The following is a 15,570-nucleotide window of genomic DNA, read 5'->3' as shown; positions in this document are numbered from 1 at the left end:
GTCCCGAACGAGGAGACATGCCCGGACCCCTGGCCGCCGTCCACCGGTTCAACGACGCCCACCCCTGGGACCACAACGCCCACTACCACCGCCTGCTCCTGGACCGGGTCCCCGCGCGGGTCGGCCGCGCGCTGGACGTGGGCTGCGGCACCGGCGAGCTGGTGCGCGCCCTGGCCGACCGGGCCGGGGAGGTGGTCGGCGTCGACGCCGACCCGCGCGTGGTGGACCTGGCCCGCGCGGCGACGGGGGAGCGCCCGGGCGTCTCCTTCCTGGTGGGCGACGCCGGCCGGGAGCTGCCCGCGGGCCCCTTCGACGTGATCGCCTGCGTGGCGGTGCTGCACCACCTGCCGTTCGCGCCGACCCTGGAGCGGCTGCGCGGCCGGCTCGCGCCGGGCGGGACCCTGCTGGTGCTGGGCGTGCACCGGTCGTCCCGGTTCACCGACCACCTGGTGGATGCGGCCGCCGTCCCGGCCAACCTGGCCGTGGGCTGGGCGCGCGGGCGCCGGGCGCGGCCGGAGTCGATGACGGCGCCCACGGCCCCGGCGGCGATGACGCTGCCGGAGATCGCCCGCGAGGCGGGGCGGGTGCTGCCGGGGGTGCGGCTGCGACGCCACCTGTTCTGGCGGCACTCCCTGGTGTGGCGGGCGCCGGGGTGAGGAGCCCCGCGCCGTCCGGGAGGCCGGGCACCCCGGCGGGCGCACCGGCGGCGCGCGGGGCGGGTCCGACCGGTCGCCGCACCTCCTCGGCTCCGCGGGTGCCCGGGAGCGGGCCGCACGGCCGGACCGGACGGCCGGCGGGCCCCTCGCCTCCTCCACCGCCGCCGAGGGGACCACTCCCCGCGCCGGGAGGTGCGGCGCCGGTTCCGGCACCTCATCGCCCGGGGCGCGGCCGGCGGGAACACCGCCGCCGTCAGCGCCCCGCCGTACCCGTTGCCCGGCGTCCGGGGGTCAGTCCCACCAGAAGGACCAGGTCTCGTCGCCGACCAGCGAATCGGCGTAGGAGTCCAGGCTGCCCGTGCCCTGCCAGACGTTGTCGGGGCACAGCGCGAAGTGCTCGGCGGCCACCCGCGCCGCCTGCTCCCGGTCGGCGACGACCGAGGCCGTGCTCAGCGCCAGGGTGTCGAAACCGACCATGACCAGGCGTGTCCCGAACCGCTCCTCCCAGTCCGCCAGGACCGCGGAGAGCACCGTGACGTCGAGGCCGTGGTTGACCGCCCCCTGCCAGCCGATCACGCTCAGGGCCTCGGCGCCCGAGGCCGCCCGGACCAGGCCCAGGCGCGGGTTGGGCCGCCGGGCCAGCCACGCGGCGCTGCGGTCGGCGGCCTCGCCGGGGTCGGCGGTGAGAGGGGTGCGCGGGGCCAGGCCGGGCCACTCCACGCCGTGGGGGGCGGTCACGGCGAGCCGCTGCTCGGGGACGAGGTCGCGGTACTCCTCGTCGACCTGGGTGGAGTCGCGCCAGGCCTTGGCCAGGACCTCCGCCACGTCGTGGTCGCGCGCCGCCTCCGGGGCGGGTGGGGAGAGTTCCCCGCTCTCCCAGGGGCGGTCGCCGTCCTCGCCGGCCATGGAGGTCAGCAGCAGCGGCCACCAGCCGGACTCGGGGTGGGCGGCGCGCAGCCGCGCCCACAGCCCCTCCGGGGCGGGGCCGTCGCTGATCCACAGCACGGGGGAGCCGTCGTGGGCGGTGGCGGGCTTGCCCGGGGGCAGCGCGACGGAGAGGTCGGCCTGCGGTTCCATGGGGGGTCCTTCGCTTTGCTGAAGAGAAGATCGCCAGGGCAGGTTACCGACTTCCGGCGCCCGGCGCCCGCTCCGGCCACCGGCCCGGACCCGCCGCCGTGCATGAAAACCCGCGGAACGGTCAGTGGCCGCACCAGGACCGCGACGACGGCGACGACCGGGAGGTCACGATGGCCGAGGACGACAAGGGACCGAACAAGTTCGACGAGGTCCGGGGCAAGGCCAAGGAGCGGCTGGGCGAGGCCACCGGCAACCGCGAGCAGGCGGCCGAGGGCCGGACCGAGAAGAAGAAGGCGAAGGTCAAGCAGGCGGGGGAGAAGGTCAAGGACGCCCTCACCTCCGACCGCGAGCGCCCCTGAGCGCCTCGCCCCGGGAGCATCCCGCTCCGGTGCCCGTGCGGTGCCGTCCGGCCCCGGCCGGACGGCACCGCACCGCCGTTCGGGGCCCGGGTCGCGCCCGGCGGGCCCGGCCGGTCCGCGGGCTCAGGGGCGCAGGTCGTCCTCGACCAGGAGCCGCTCGGCGGTCCGGCGGTAGCCCAGCAGCCGGTTGACCTCCAGCATCGCGGTGTTCTCCCGGTTCAGGGTGACCGCCACCGCCTCCACGTGCGGGAAGTTCTCGTGCACCCGCAGGGTCTGGGTGGCCTTGACCCGGCTGGCCAGCCCCCGGCGCCGGTGGGCGGGGAGCACGGCGGTGTCGTGCTGGTCGGCCACCGGCCCGCGCGTGACGGTGCACACCGTCGCCGCCACCACCTCGTCGGAGGTGCGGTCCACCGCCGCCCCCACCAGCAGCCGCGAGCCGTCGTCGGTCATCCGGCGCTCCCAGCCGCGCACGTCCTCGGGCCCCCAGCGGCGCGGCTCCTCCTGGAAAGCGGCGCCGGGCGCGTCCAGCAGGTGGTTCATCACCCGCCCGAACGACGCCAGCAGCGGTGCGGGCGCCGCCCCCACCCAGTGGGTGAACCGGTACCCGCGCTTGGGCGCGGAGGCCAGCCGCCAGCAGCGGCCCAGCGTCTCCTCGTCGAAGGACTGCACCTGGAGTTCGAGGTGCAGCAGGGTGCGCAGGTGGGGGCTGGTGCGGGCGAAGGACTCCCCGGCCCGCCCGGCCAGGACGGTGCTCTGCAGGCGGGCCATGCCCTCGGCACGCGCCCGGTCCGCGGCGGCGGCGCGCAGCCGGGTGCCCAGGCCCCGGCGCCGTGCGGGCGCGTCCACGAACAGCCGCAGGAACCCGATCCCCCCGTCGTGGGGCTGGCGCCGCAGCTCCGCGGTGCCCAGGACCGGTCCCCCCTCGTGCACCCGGCCCGCCCAGCGCCAGCCGGGGCCGCCGTATCCGCGCCGCAGGCGCTCGGCCAGCTCCCCGGCCTCCGGGGAGCCGCCGGACAGCTCGCGCCTGCCCGCCGCGTGGACCGCGCTCCAGGCCGCCAGGTCGGCGGGGGCGGCCGCGCGGGGATCGAAGACCTCCACCACAGGACTCACCCGTCCACCGTTTCACACCCGTCCCGCTCCTGTCCCGGACACGGCCGGGCCGGGCGCGACGGCGTGCGCGCCCGGTGCGCGGGAACCGCACGGCGACCGGGCACGTCCAAGGACCGGACAGCACCGCACCCCCGGGAGCCCGCATGAAAAGCAAGAGCGCCGCCTTCTCCATCCCGATGGCGATCGTCTTCACCATCGTGTTCTGGATGCTCTTCGACAACCTCGCCCTGGGGATCGGCGTCGGCGTGGCCATGGGCCTGGCCATGGGCGCCGCCGCGGGTACCGGCGGCTCCTCCTCAGACCGCGGATCCGCCGGATAGCACCCCCGCGACCCCGGAGTGGCCAAGGCCACACCCGGCGCCGCCGGGCCCCGCGCACCCCCGCGACCAGCTGCTGCGACGGTGTTCTCACCACCGCCCCCGCCTCCGGGTGAGGCCACTGTTTCCCCCGTGTTACGGACCGACACCTCCAGGCAACGCCCCGTTCCTACCTTCGGTAACGTCAGCCGACACCGAATAGGAAGGGCCGGCCGTGACCTCCGATACGGGCCGCCGCGCACCGCGCACGGGCAAGAGCTGGATCTCCCGCTGGGACCCCGAGGACCCCGCGTTCTGGAACGGCGGGGGGCGCGCCGTCGCCCGCCGCAACCTGTGGGCCTCCATCGCCTCCGAGCACATCGGGTTCTCCGTCTGGAGCATCTGGTCGGTGCTCGTGCTCTTCATGGTCCCGGAGAACGGGTTCGCCTCCACCCCGGAGCAGAAGTTCCTGCTGCTGTCGGTGGTGACCCTGGTCGGCGCCGTCCTGCGGGTGCCCTACACCCTGGCGGTCCCCCTCCTGGGCGGGCGCAACTGGACCCTGGCCGCCACCGCGCTGCTGCTGGTGCCCACCGGCGCGGCGTTCTTCCTCATCCAGAACCCCGACACCCCGTTCTGGCTGCTCATGGTGCTGGCCGCCACCGCCGGCCTGGGCGGCGGCAACTTCTCCTCCTCCATGGCCAACATCAACGCCTACTTCCCCGAGAAGGAGAAGGGGTGGGCACTGGGCCTCAACGCCGGGGGCGGCAACATCGGGGTGGCCACCGTCCAGCTCGTGGGCCTGGGCGTCATCGCGGTGTTCACCACCGCCGCCGGGTACCTGGTGCCGCTGTTCTACCTGCCGCTGATCCTGCTGGCCCTGGTGTGGTCGTGGCGGTCCATGAACAACCTCACCCACGTGCGCAGCGACGTGCGGGCGCAGCTGGCCGCCACCGGCGACCGCCACTTCTGGATCATGTCGCTGCTGTACATCGGCACGTTCGGGTCGTTCATCGGGACCGGGTTCGCGTTCGGGCTGCTGCTGCAGTCCCAGTTCGGGCTGGCCCCGGTGCAGGCCGCGGGCGTGGCGGTGCTGGGCCCGGTCGTGGGCTCGCTGGTGCGCCCGGTGGGCGGGCGCCTGGCCGACACCCTGGGCGGGGCGCGCGTCACCCTGTGGGTGTTCTGCGCGATGGCGGTGTGCGCCGGGGTGCTGGTGCTGGCCGTGCAGGCCTCCCAGCTGGGCCTGTTCATCGGCGCGTTCGCGGTGATGTTCACCCTCACCGGCCTGGGCAACGGCTCCACCTACAAGATGATCCCCTCCATCTACGCGGCCAAGGCGGAGGACGCCATCGCCGCTGGGGAGCCGCGCGAGCGGGCGCTGGCCCGCACCAAGCGCGTGTCCTCCTCCATGCTGGGCCTGATCGGGGCGGTGGGCGCCCTGGGCGGGGTGGGCATCAACGTCGCCTTCCGCGAGTCGTTCGCGGCCTTCGGCACCACCGCCCACGCGTTCGCCGCGTTCGGCGTGTTCTACCTGCTGTGCGCGGCCGTCACCCGGGTCGTCTACCTGCGCCGCCCCCGCACCGCGGCCCCCGGCGGCGCGGACCGCGCCGCCGGCACGGCGGAGCCCGTCCAGCGATGACCGCCACCCACTGCCCCTACTGCGCGCTCCAGTGCGCCATGCACCTGGAGGCGGGCCCGGACGGCCGCCCCGCCGTCCGGCCCGCCCCCTTCCCCACCAACCGCGGCGGCCTGTGCCGCAAGGGGTGGACCTCCGCCGAGGTGCTGGGCGTCCCCGACCGGCTCACCCGGCCCCTGCTGCGCAAGGACCGCGCCGGGGAGTTCGCCGAGGCCGACTGGGACACCGCCCTGGACCACGTCGCCGAACGCCTGCTGGCGCTGCGCGCCGCCCGCGGCCCCGACTCCGTCGCGGTGTTCGGCGGCGGCGGGCTGACCAACGAGAAGTCCTACACCCTGGGCAAGTTCGCCCGCCTGGCCCTGGGCACCTCCCAGATCGACTACAACGGCCGGTTCTGCATGTCCTCGGCCGCCGCGGCGGGCAACCGGGCGTTCGGCCTGGACCGCGGGATGCCCTTCCCCCTGACCGACGTCGGCGCCGCCGGGGTCGTGCTGCTGGCCGGCGCCAACCCGGCGGAGACCATGCCGCCGATGATGGGCCACCTGTCGGCGCCGCGGCTGATCGTCGTGGACCCGCGCCTGTCGGCCACCGCCCGGGCGGCCCTGGACGGCGGCGGCCTGCACCTGGCGCCGCGGCCCGGCACCGACCTGGCACTGGCCCTGGGGCTGCTGCACCTGGCCGGGTCCCGGGGCTGGGTCGACCACGGCTACCTGGAGGCGCGCACCACCGGGTTCGACGCCGCGTGGGCGCACGCCGCCGCCTGGTGGCCCGAGCGCACCGAGCAGGTCACCGGGGTGCCCGCCGCCCGCCTGCGCGAGGCCGCCGACGTGCTGGGCGCCGCCGCCCGCGCCCGCTCGGCGTACATCCTCACCGGGCGGGGCAGCGAGCAGCACGCCAAGGGCACCGACACGGTCACCGCCTGGATCAACCTGGCGCTGGCCCTGGGGCTGCCCGGGCGCGAGGGCTCCGGGTACGGGTGCATCACCGGCCAGGGCAACGGCCAGGGCGGGCGCGAGCACGGGCAGAAGGCCGACCAGCTGCCCGGCTACCGGCGTATCGACGACCCCGCGGCCCGCGCCGACGTGGCCGCCGTGTGGGGGGTGGACCCCGGGTCCCTGCCGGGCCCGGGGCGCTCCGCGTTCGAGCTGCTGGACTCCCTGGGGGAGGGCGGCGGGGCCCGGGCGCTGCTGCTGTTCGGCTCCAACCCGGTGGTGTCGGCCCCCGACGCTTCCCGGGTGCGCTCCCGGCTGGAGTCGCTGGACCTGCTGGTCACCGCCGACTTCGTGCTGTCGGAGACCGCGGCCCTGGGCGATGTGGTGCTGCCCGTCGCCCAGTGGGCGGAGGAGTCGGGCACCATGACCAACCTGGAGGGCCGGGTGCTGCGCCGCACCCGCGCCTTCGACCCGCCCGAGGGGGTGCGCACCGACCTGGAGGTGCTGGCGGGGCTGGCGGTGCGGCTGGGCCAGCCCGCGGACCGCTTCCCCGCCGACCCCGACACCGTCCTGGCCGAGCTGGGCCGGGCCACCGCCGGGGCCCCGGCCGACTACTCCGGGGTCACCCCGGGGCGGCTGGCCGCGGGGGAGGCGCTGTACTGGCCGGTGCGGGCCGGGGACGCGCCCACCCCGCGCCTGTTCCTGGACTCCTTCGCCCACCCCGACGGGCGGGCCCGGCTGGTCCCGGTCGCGCACCGCCCGCCGGCCGAGACCGCCGACGCGGCCTACCCGCTCATCGCCACGACCGGCCGGATCATGGGCCACTACCAGTCGGGCGCCCAGACCCGGCGGGTCCCGGAGCTGGCCGGGGCCGAGCCCGGGGTGTTCGTGGAGGTGCACCCCGACACCGCGGCCCGCTGCGGGCTGGGCGAGGGGGACGCCGCCCTGGTCACCTCCCGGCGCGGGACCACCCGCGCCCGGGTGCGGCTGGAGCCGGGCGCCCGCCGGGACACGGTGTTCCTGCCCTTCCACTACGCCGGGGAGCAGGCCGCCAACAACCTCACCAACGCGGCGCTGGACCCGGTCAGCCGCATGCCCGAGTTCAAGGTGAGCGGCGTGCGCCTGGAACCGGCGCCGCCGGAGGCGGGACCGTGACCCCCGCGCACCGCACCCGCCCGTCCGGTGCCGTCCGGCCCCGCACCCCATCCCCAGGAGGCACCAGTTGAACACCGTGCACGGCGCGCGCCGGATCGTGGTCGTGGGCAACGGCATGGTCGGCGCCCGCTTCGCCGAGGAGGCCGCCCGCCTGGACCCGGCGGGCGAGCGCGTCCGCGTGAGCGTGGTGGGCGCCGAGCACCACCCCGCCTACAACCGGGTCCTGCTGTCGGGCCTGGTGGCGGGCGACTACACCGCCGAGCAGATCCGGCTGCCCGTCCCGGACTCCCCGGGGGTGGTGGTGCGCACCGGTGTGGCCGCCCTGGCCCTGGACACCGCCGCGCGGACCGTGGCGCTGGACGACGGCACCCGCCTGGACTACGACGAGCTGGTCCTGGCCACCGGCGCCCGCGCCGCGTTCCCGCCCGTCACGGGGGTCTCGGCCGCCGACGGCGCCCCGGGGGAGGGGGTGTGCGCGCTGCGCGACCTGGACGACTGCCGCCGCCTGCTGGCGCTGGTGCGCCCGGGAGCGCCGGTGGTGGTGCTGGGCGGCGGGGTCCTGGGCCTGGAGGCCGCGCGCGGCCTCCAGAGCCGCGGCGCCCGGGTGTCGGTGGTGGAGTCCTCGCCGTGGATCATGCGCCGCCAGATCGACCGGGCCGCCGCCGACATCCTGCGCCGGCGCTACGACGCCCTGGGGGTGCGGGTGCACTCCTGGCGGGTGGCCTCGCGGTGGATCCCCGGGACCGGCCTGGAGCTGGACGACGGGCGGGTGCTGGCGGGCGACGCCCTGGTGGTGACGGCCGGGGTGCGCGGCAACGTGGAGCTGGCCCGGGACGCCGGGATCGAGGTGGAGCACGGCATCCTGGTGGACGACACCCTGGCCACCTCCGACGCGCGCGTGCACGCCCTGGGCGACTGCGCCCAGCACCCCGGCGGCGGGGCGGGCCTGGTGCAGCCCGGGTGGGAGCAGGCGGCGGTGCTGGCCCGGCGGCTGACCGGGGCCGAGCCGCAGGCCCGCTACACCGGGTCGCGGCCGGTGACCCGGCTCAAGGCCGAGGGGATCGAGCTGACCGCGTTCGGGGAGGTGCACACCGACGACGCCCCGGAGGACGGGGGCCCGGAGACGCTCACCGTCAGCGACCCGCACGGGGGCCGCTACGCCAAGCTGGTGGTGCGCGCCGACCGGCTGGTGGGGTCGGTGCTGCTGGGGTTCCCCGAGGCCGCCGCGGTGCTGTCGCAGCTGCACGACTCGGGCGACCCGCTGCCCGCCGACCGGCTGGCCCTGCTCCAGGGCACCGCCCCCGCGCCGCCCGCCGGCGGGGCGGGGGAGCAGCGGGCCCCGCTGGTGTGCCGGTGCAACGCGGTGGGCCGCGACGAGCTGGAGCAGGCGTGGCTGGACGGGGCGCGCTCGCGGGAGTCGATCGCCGCCGCCACCCGGGCGACCACCGGCTGCGGCGGGTGCGTGCGCGACGTCGACGCGCTGCTGTCGGGGTGGGACACCCGCTCCCCGGTGGGCTGAGGCCGTGCCCGCCGCCCCGCCGACGGGGCGGCGGGGCGGCGGGCATGCGGAGTTCCCCGGCCGGCGCGGCACCGCCGCCCGCGGTGACCGCCCGGCGGCCCGCGCGGTGGCCCGGTGCGGGCCTTCGGACCGCCGCGCCGGGCGGGGTGCGCGCGGGCCCGGCGGAGGAGGGCGGGAAGGGGGCGGGGGCGCTCCCGGTCAGCCCGCGGTCACGGCCAGGGCGGTGCACAGCAGGGCGCCCGCCGAGGCCAGGGTGCGCAGGTGGTTCCAGCGCACCCACACCGGTTCGAAGCCCGCGCGCACGGCCGCGGGGTCCGCCAGCCGCGACGCCGTCCCGGCGCCGTCCAGGGTGTTGTTGCGTGGCACGTTGACCGCGAACGTCACGGCCAGCACCAGGACCAGCAGCACCAGGCCCGTGCCCGCCCACCAGGCCGCCGTCGTGCGCCCCACCGCCCAGTGCAGCAGCGTCTGCCCCAGCAGCACCACCGGCGCGCCGATGAACACCACCGCGAAGAACGGGTTGAGGATGGCGACGTTGATGCGCTGCATCGCCTCGATCATGACCCGGTCCCCGGTCCGGCCCAGCCCCGGCATCACCGCGATGGAGAAAGCGAAGAACAGCCCGGCGAACAATCCCGTCAACACCACGGACAGCACCGGCACCACCGCGTACACCATGTCCGCCATCTACCGGCCACCTCATGCTCTTTTTCCGTGGGTCCGCACCGCCTGGGCGGATTGTACGCCCGCGGCCACCGCCCCGGCCATGGCCTCAGGACCGGTGAGGATCCGCGAAATACCTCCGAGAAAGGTACGCATTTCTCAGCTTTCACGCGAATGCGACCACGGAATGTCACCGCCCTCCCCCCTTTTCCGGAACGCCGGGCCGCTATACCTTCGGGTGATGTGCTCCTCCCCGCTCGTGGGGCGCGAGCGGGAACGCAGGCTCCTGCGCGAGGCGGCCGCCCCCGGGACCCTCACCCTCCTGGCGGGGGCCGCCGGGACCGGCAAGACCCGCCTGGCCGGGGAGCTGCACGACCCGCCCCGGACCACGGTCCTGACCGGCCACTGCCCGCCGGGCGCCGAACCGTTCCCCTTCGCGCCCCTGGTCGAAGCCCTGCGCCGCGCCCCCGTCCCCGCGGGGCTCAGCCCCCTGTGCGGCGCCCTGCGCACCCTGCTGCCCGAGCACGCCGACCGCCTGCCCGCGGCGCCCGAGACGGCCGCCCACCCGGCCGTCGCTGACCACCGCCTCTACCGCGCCCTCACCGAACTCCTCGACGCCCTGCCCCCGGCCGTGCTGGTCCTGGAGGACGTGCACTGGGCGGACCCGGCCACCCGGGGCCTGCTCGCCTACCTCGCCCCCCGGCTGCCCGCCCGCCTGGCACTGGTCCTGACCTACCGGCCCGAGGACCTGCCCCGCACCTTCCCGGTCGCCGCCCTGGCCGCCCGCACGCCCCCCGGCACCGGCCACCGCGCCCTCACCCTGGGCCCCCTGGACCCCGACGACCTGCTGGACCTGGCCCGGCACGCCCTGCCCGGCGCCGCGCCCACCGCGGAGGACGCCCGCCGCCTGCACGCCTGGACCGGCGGCCTGCCCCTGGCCGCCGCCGAGACCCTGCGCCACCTGGCCGCCCGGAGCCGGGGCCCCGCCCCGGTCCCCGCGGTCCCCGACCGGCCGCCCGTCCCGCCGGCCCTGCGCGACTGGATCCTGCACCGCCTGCACGGCCTGGACCGCGACACCCGGCGCCTGGTCCGCGCCGCCTGCGTCCTGGACGGACCCGCCCCCGAGGCCCTGCTCGCCCGCGTCGCCGACCTGGGCCCCGCACGCACCGACAGGGCCCTGTCCCGCGCCTGCCGCAGCGGGCTGCTCACCCCCGCCGGCCCGGCCGACCTGGCCCCCGCCACCCCGCTCGTCGCCCACGTCTGCCGCGCCGCGCTGCCCCACGGCAAGCGCCGCCGCCTCAACCGCGCCGCCCTGGAGGCCCTGGCCGCACGGCCCGACCCGCCCCACGCCCGGCTCGCCCGCCACGCACGCGAGGCCGGGATGGCGCAGGAGTGGACCGACCACGCCGAGCGCGCCGCCGCCCGCGCCCTGGAACAGGGCGAGGACGCCGCCGCCGTCGCCCTGCTGCGCGACGCCCTGACCCGCCCCGACCTCGCCCCCCGGCGCCGCCGCGACCTGGCACTGTCCCTGGGCCGGGCCGCCCTCACCGGCGTCTCCGCCGAACACGCCGTCGCGCACCTGCGCGAGGTCCTGTCCGCGCCCGGCCTGCCCGCCGCCGAACGCGGCGAGCCGCGCATGGAACTGGGCCTGCTCCTGCTCAACCAGGCCTCCCAGAACCGCACCGCCCGCGGAGAGCTGGTCCGCGCCGCGGCCGAGCTGGCCGAGCGCCCCGACCTGGCCGCCCGCGCCATGTGCGCGCTGGCCGTGCCCCGCAGCACCCCCGACTCCGTCGACACCCACCGCCGCTGGATGGAGCAGGCCCTGGCCGCCGCCCACCGCAGCCGCGACGCCGCCGTCGCCCGCACGGTCGCCGTCAACCACGCCACCCTGCTCGCCCAGATCGGCGACCCGGCCGCCTGGGAGGCGCAGCCGCCCGCACCGGGGACCCGGACCGGCCCCGACTCCCTGGCCGACCGCCGCGAGTTCGCCCGCGGCTCGCTCAACCTGGCCGACGCCGCCGTCATGCTCGGCCACTACGAGCGGGCCGACCGCCACCTGGATGCCGCGGCCGCCTGGTCCGGCGCCGACGACACCCCCTACATCCACGAGAGCGTGCGCGCCCTGCGCCTGACCCTGGACTGGGCGCGCGGGCGCTGGCAGGGCCTGGCGCAGGAGGCCGACCGCCGGCGGGAGGCGCCCCGCCTGGCCCACCTGCACCCGGTCACCGCCGAACTCGGGCTGCTGCGCGCCGCCCTGGCCCAGGCCCAGGGGGACCCGGCGCTGGCCCGCGCCCTGCTGGTCCGCATCCGCCCCGAGTGCCCCGACGCGCCGCACGGCGACCCCGGACCCCGGCCCCGGGGCGCCGCGGACCGGGACGGGGAGCCCCGCCCCGACCACACCGTGCCGGTGCGGGCCTTCGCCGCCGGGCTGCTGGCCCGCGCCGCCACCGCCCGGGGGGAGCCCGCCCGCGCCTGGGAGCACGTGGAGGACCTGGTCTCCCTCATCGCCGCCAAGGGCATCTGGGTGTGGGCCGCCGACCTGGTCCCGGGGATGGAGGCGCTGCTGGAGTGCGGGCGCGGCGCCGTCGCCCGCGACCTGTGCACCCGCCTGCGCGCGGGGCTGCGCGGCACCGACGCCCCGGCCGCCGCTACCGCCCTGCTGCGCCTGGAGGCCGCCCTGGCCCGCCACCACGAGCGGTACGACCGGGCCCTGCTGCTGTACGCCGAGGCCGAGGACGCCTACCGCGCCATGCCCCGCCCCTACGACGCCGCCCAGGTCCGCGAGGCCTGCGCCCGCGTCCACTTCGCGCGCCCGCACGGCGAGGGGGCCGGGGCCGGCGTCACCGCCCTGCGCGCCGCCCTGGAGGGGTACGGCGAACTGGGCGCCACCTGGGACGCGGCCCGGGTGCGCCGCCTGCTGCGGGCCCGCGGGGTCTCCACGGCCGCCGTACCCGGCCGGCCCCACCGCGACCGCAGGCTCTCCCCGCGCGAGGGGGAGATCACCGACCTGGCCGCGCGCGGGCGCACCAACCGGGAGATCGCCGAACTGCTGCACCTGTCGCCGCGTACTGTGGAGACCCACGTGGCCAACGCCCTGTCCAAGCTCGGACTCCGCTCGCGCCGCGACCTGACCCCTCCCCCCGACTGACCGCCCCGCACCGCCCGCGGCCCTCCCGCCCCCGGACCGCGCGCCCCGGGCGCGGCGGCGCCGCGCCCCCGAGGAGACCGCGCCCGATGACCGCACGCGTGCCCGCGACGACCTGTGCCGCCGCGGCGCTGAGCCTGCTGCTGACCTCCTGCGGGATCATCCCCGGCCCGGGCGGCGACGGCGGCGGGCCCGACCCGTCCCCCTCGCCCGGCGGCGCCGCCCCGGCCCACCGGGAGCTGCCGCTGACCCGGCAGGGCCGCATGTCCGTCGACGGCGGCGGCGACCCCCTCCTGGAGGTCACCTTCCGCAGGCTCCAGGACGACGGCGAGTACCTCATGCTGGAGGTCGACCACGACCTCCTGGAGCCCCCGCGCACCGGCGGCACCGTCACCGACCGCACCGCCCCCGTCCGCCTGCTCGACCCGGTCTCCGGCGAGGTGCTGCGCGCCATCGAGGACCCCGCGAGCGGGGTGTCCCTGGGCACCTACTTCACCGAGGGCTCCGACATCACCCCCCTGCACCCGGGCGTGCCCCTCACCTTCCGCCGGTACTTCCCCTCGCCCGCCCACGGCGCCGAGCGGCTCACCTTCACCGGGGCCGGCCTGGGGCACGTGCCGGGCCTGCCGGTGGAGCGCGTGGACGCGTTCACCCCGGCCCCCGAGCCCGACGTCCACGACTACTTCAACGAGTACGCCGAGCGGACCGCCGACGAGCTGCCCGAGGAGCTGCACTACCCCGAGCAGGTCCCCGAGCCGGGGCTGGACGTGTCCGCGTTCCGCCAGGGCCTGGAGGGCTTCGTGGACACCCCGGAGTCGTCCACCGCCCGCTCCGGGGACACCGAGACGATCTCCCTGAGCGCCGACCCGATGTTCGAGGGGCGGACCGCCGAACCCACGCGGGAGGGGCTGCGGACCCTGCGCCGCGCCGCCCTGACCCTGCGGGAGGGCCCCAGGGAGGTCGCCGTGGTCGGCCACACCGACGACAGCGGCGCTCCGTCGGGCGACGACGACCTGTCGCTGCGCCGCGCCGAGGCCGTCCGCGACGCGCTGGCCGGGGAGCTGGGCGAGGGGTTCGCCCTCACCGCCGAGGGGCGCGGCTCCCGCGAGCCGGTCGCCGAGCAGGGCGGCGCGGACGACGAACAGGCGCGCGGGCGCAACCGGCGGGTGGACCTGGTGCGCACCGTGCCGGACCCCGACGCCGCCGCCCCGGCCGGGGGGCTGGACTCCGCGGCCCGGCACACGGCCGGCCCGGCGGTGTTCTCCGGGGACCCCGAACCCGTGGGGACCCTCGCCCACGGGGACGCCGAGCTGCACGTGTACCCGCTGGTGCGCGACGGCGCGTACCTGTTCCAGACGCTGGGCTTCGCCAACTCCACCCTCGCCGACCTGGAACCCGGCACGGGCGCCGGGGAGGGCGGGCCGGGCCTGCCGGACCGGGTGGGCGGGGGGTCCCTGGCGGGCCTCCGGCTCCGGGGGCCGGACGGGCCGGACCGGTACGCGGTGCGCCTGCTGACCGGCCAGGGCCGCGAGGACTTCACCGACGCGGTCCCCGTCCTGTCGCCGGGGGACGAGTACCCGGCCCTGGCGGTGTTCCCGGCACCGGGGGAGGACGTCTCCTCGATGACCCTGCACGCGGGAGTGTTCGGGGAGATCCCCGACGTCCCCATCCGATGACGGAGACCCGATGACCGCGAACCGCGCCCTGCTGCCCTACGACCTGTCCTGGGCGGAGGTCGACCCGGCCCGGCACCCCTTCGACCCGGCCGCGGCCCCGGCGGCGGTGCGCGGGCTGGAACCGGCCGCCCGCACGCCCGCCCGGCCTCCGGGACCGGTCGTGGACCCGGCCTTCGCCGCGTGGTCCTTCGACGTGGCCCGGGTGTGGATCGACGACCTGACCGCGGCCCTGGTGGAGCGGTACGGCCGCTGGGCGACGGGGTGGAGGTGGGGCACCGACGAGGCGGACGTGGGCGGCGGCCCGGTCCGGGCCTGGTGCTGCCCGGCCGACTCGGTCCACACGCCGCCGCAGACCCTGGAGCGGGCCGCGGCGGCGCTGTGCGAGTGGCGGGCCTGGCTGGAGGAGCTGGCGGAGCGGTTCGACCGGTACCCGCTGGACGCGCCCCGCGCCCGGGACCGGCGGCACGTGCGCGAGCGCGCCGTCGGGCACCTGGTGAACGCCGTGGTGGAGCGCACGGGGGCGGACGACGCCTGGTACGGGCACTGCTCGGTGGTGCTCACCTGGTACCTGACCCGGTGGGGGGAGGATCCCGGGACCGCGTCGGTCCGGGTGCGGGAGGCGATCGGCGGCCGGTTCGAGAGCTGGATCGGGCCCGCCCCCGGGCAGGTGGACGACCTCGCCCGGCGGCTCGGGGGCGGTGACGGGTCCGGTGGACCGCGGGTCTGACGCCCTGCGCACCTGGACAGGGGTGCGGGAGGCGGTCCCCTGGGACACGGCGCGGCCGGTGCGGGGGCCGCTGGTCCCCGTGCGGGACGGGGCGGTCCACGACGTCCTCGGCTTCGACCGGGAGCGCTCGCGCACACGGGCGGCGGGGATGCTCGCCGCCCTGGAGCGGGTGCGCGCGGACGCGGCGGCCGGGCTCCCGCTGTCGTTCGGCCTCCTCCAGGGGTGGCAGCGGCACGTGCTGGGCGGCCCCGCGCCGCTGCGCACCGGCACCGCCCACGCCAAGGCGGGCCGCGAGCGGTACGGGAGGCCGCCGGACCTGGCCCGGACGCTGGAGGCGTTCCTGGCCCAGGCCGGCGGGCCGGGGCCGCCGCTCAACGCCAGGGCGGCGCGGGCCTACCTGGACGTGTGCTTCCTGCACCCCTTCGAGGACGGCAACGGGCGGGCGGCGTTCCTGGCCCTGGTGTTCCTGCTGGCGCGGGAGGACGTGGCGCTGGACCAGGTCGGCCCGGTGCGGAGGATGGAACGCCACGCCCACGACGCGGAGGGGGCCCTGGGGCTGGCGGAGCTGCTGGCGGTCCTGGCCGACGCGGCCCGCCGCCGGGCGGCCCGGCGCTGAGGGGAC

Annotated in this window: 13 protein-coding genes; 10 read left to right on the top strand and 3 right to left on the bottom strand. The window is 77.8% G+C overall.

All coding sequences use genetic code 11. The features are described 5' to 3' along the window. Positions 1–17: 17 nt before the first annotated feature. The gene (locus BUE45_RS01195) at positions 18–656 is read left to right on the top strand and encodes a class I SAM-dependent methyltransferase (RefSeq protein WP_073374012.1); all 639 of its coding nucleotides are present in this window, start codon (positions 18–20) and stop codon (positions 654–656) included. A gap of 291 nt (positions 657–947) precedes the next feature. Here the strand turns inward: BUE45_RS01195 and BUE45_RS01190 are convergent, their stop codons facing one another. After that, positions 948–1,733 (bottom strand): DUF4253 domain-containing protein, encoded by a 786-nt coding sequence (locus BUE45_RS01190; protein WP_073374011.1) that lies wholly within the window; start codon positions 1,731–1,733, stop codon positions 948–950. 98 nt (positions 1,734–1,831) lie between these two features. Here BUE45_RS01190 and BUE45_RS01185 point away from each other — a divergent pair, with 98 nt between their 5' ends. Next, positions 1,832–2,092: a CsbD family protein gene (locus tag BUE45_RS01185; RefSeq protein WP_342745976.1), complete on the top strand. Its 261-nt coding sequence runs from the start codon at positions 1,832–1,834 to the stop codon at positions 2,090–2,092. A 123-nt stretch (positions 2,093–2,215) separates the two neighbouring features. On the opposite strand, the gene BUE45_RS01180 is transcribed toward BUE45_RS01185, so the two are convergent. Beyond that, entirely contained in the window at positions 2,216–3,202 is a 987-nt protein-coding gene (locus BUE45_RS01180) for a GNAT family N-acetyltransferase (RefSeq protein WP_073374009.1), read from the bottom strand. A gap of 143 nt (positions 3,203–3,345) precedes the next feature. Between BUE45_RS01180 and BUE45_RS32345 the strand changes: the two genes are divergently transcribed. The 4 genes from BUE45_RS32345 to BUE45_RS01165 all read left to right on the top strand — a co-directional run bounded on the left by BUE45_RS32345 (position 3,346) and on the right by BUE45_RS01165 (position 8,737). Further along, the gene (locus BUE45_RS32345) at positions 3,346–3,522 is read left to right on the top strand and encodes a hypothetical protein (RefSeq protein WP_178378419.1); all 177 of its coding nucleotides are present in this window, start codon (positions 3,346–3,348) and stop codon (positions 3,520–3,522) included. Between the two features lie 211 nt (positions 3,523–3,733). Then, the gene (locus BUE45_RS01175) at positions 3,734–5,134 is read left to right on the top strand and encodes an MFS transporter (protein WP_073374006.1); all 1,401 of its coding nucleotides are present in this window, start codon (positions 3,734–3,736) and stop codon (positions 5,132–5,134) included. Further along, a complete protein-coding gene (locus tag BUE45_RS01170) occupies positions 5,131–7,218 on the top strand; it encodes a molybdopterin oxidoreductase family protein (protein ID WP_073374004.1) in 2,088 nt (695 codons plus the stop codon). Before BUE45_RS01175 ends, BUE45_RS01170 begins: the two co-directional genes overlap by 4 nt. A 67-nt stretch (positions 7,219–7,285) precedes the next feature. Next, positions 7,286–8,737 (top strand): FAD-dependent oxidoreductase, encoded by a 1,452-nt coding sequence (locus BUE45_RS01165; RefSeq protein ID WP_073374002.1) that lies wholly within the window; start codon positions 7,286–7,288, stop codon positions 8,735–8,737. 198 nt (positions 8,738–8,935) lie between these two features. Here the strand turns inward: BUE45_RS01165 and BUE45_RS01160 are convergent, their stop codons facing one another. After that, on the bottom strand, positions 8,936–9,424 hold the full coding sequence (locus BUE45_RS01160) for an anthrone oxygenase family protein (RefSeq protein ID WP_073373999.1): 489 nt from the start codon (positions 9,422–9,424) through the stop codon (positions 8,936–8,938). 217 nt (positions 9,425–9,641) lie between these two features. On the opposite strand from BUE45_RS01160, the gene BUE45_RS01155 reads away from it, so the two are divergent. From BUE45_RS01155 to BUE45_RS01140, 4 genes are all read left to right on the top strand, one after another. Beyond that, positions 9,642–12,548 carry a helix-turn-helix transcriptional regulator gene (locus tag BUE45_RS01155; protein ID WP_073373997.1) on the top strand — a complete coding sequence of 969 codons (2,907 nt, stop codon included), beginning with the start codon at positions 9,642–9,644 and terminating at the stop codon, positions 12,546–12,548. Between the two features lie 86 nt (positions 12,549–12,634). Continuing rightward, complete coding sequence (locus tag BUE45_RS01150) at positions 12,635–14,221, top strand: OmpA family protein (protein ID WP_073373995.1); 1,587 nt, start codon at positions 12,635–12,637, stop codon at positions 14,219–14,221. A 10-nt stretch (positions 14,222–14,231) separates the two neighbouring features. Then, positions 14,232–14,948, top strand: coding sequence for a hypothetical protein (locus BUE45_RS01145; protein ID WP_073373993.1), 717 nt, complete (start codon positions 14,232–14,234; stop codon positions 14,946–14,948). Next, a complete protein-coding gene (locus tag BUE45_RS01140; protein WP_073375227.1) occupies positions 14,932–15,564 on the top strand; it encodes a Fic family protein in 633 nt (210 codons plus the stop codon). Before BUE45_RS01145 ends, BUE45_RS01140 begins: the two co-directional genes overlap by 17 nt. Positions 15,565–15,570: the final 6 nt, after the last annotated feature.

The sequence above is a fragment of the Nocardiopsis flavescens genome (genome assembly GCF_900141985.1).
Classification (GTDB): Bacteria; Actinomycetota; Actinomycetes; order Streptosporangiales; family Streptosporangiaceae; genus Nocardiopsis; species Nocardiopsis flavescens.
This window is presented reverse-complemented; position numbering and strand designations above follow the sequence as displayed.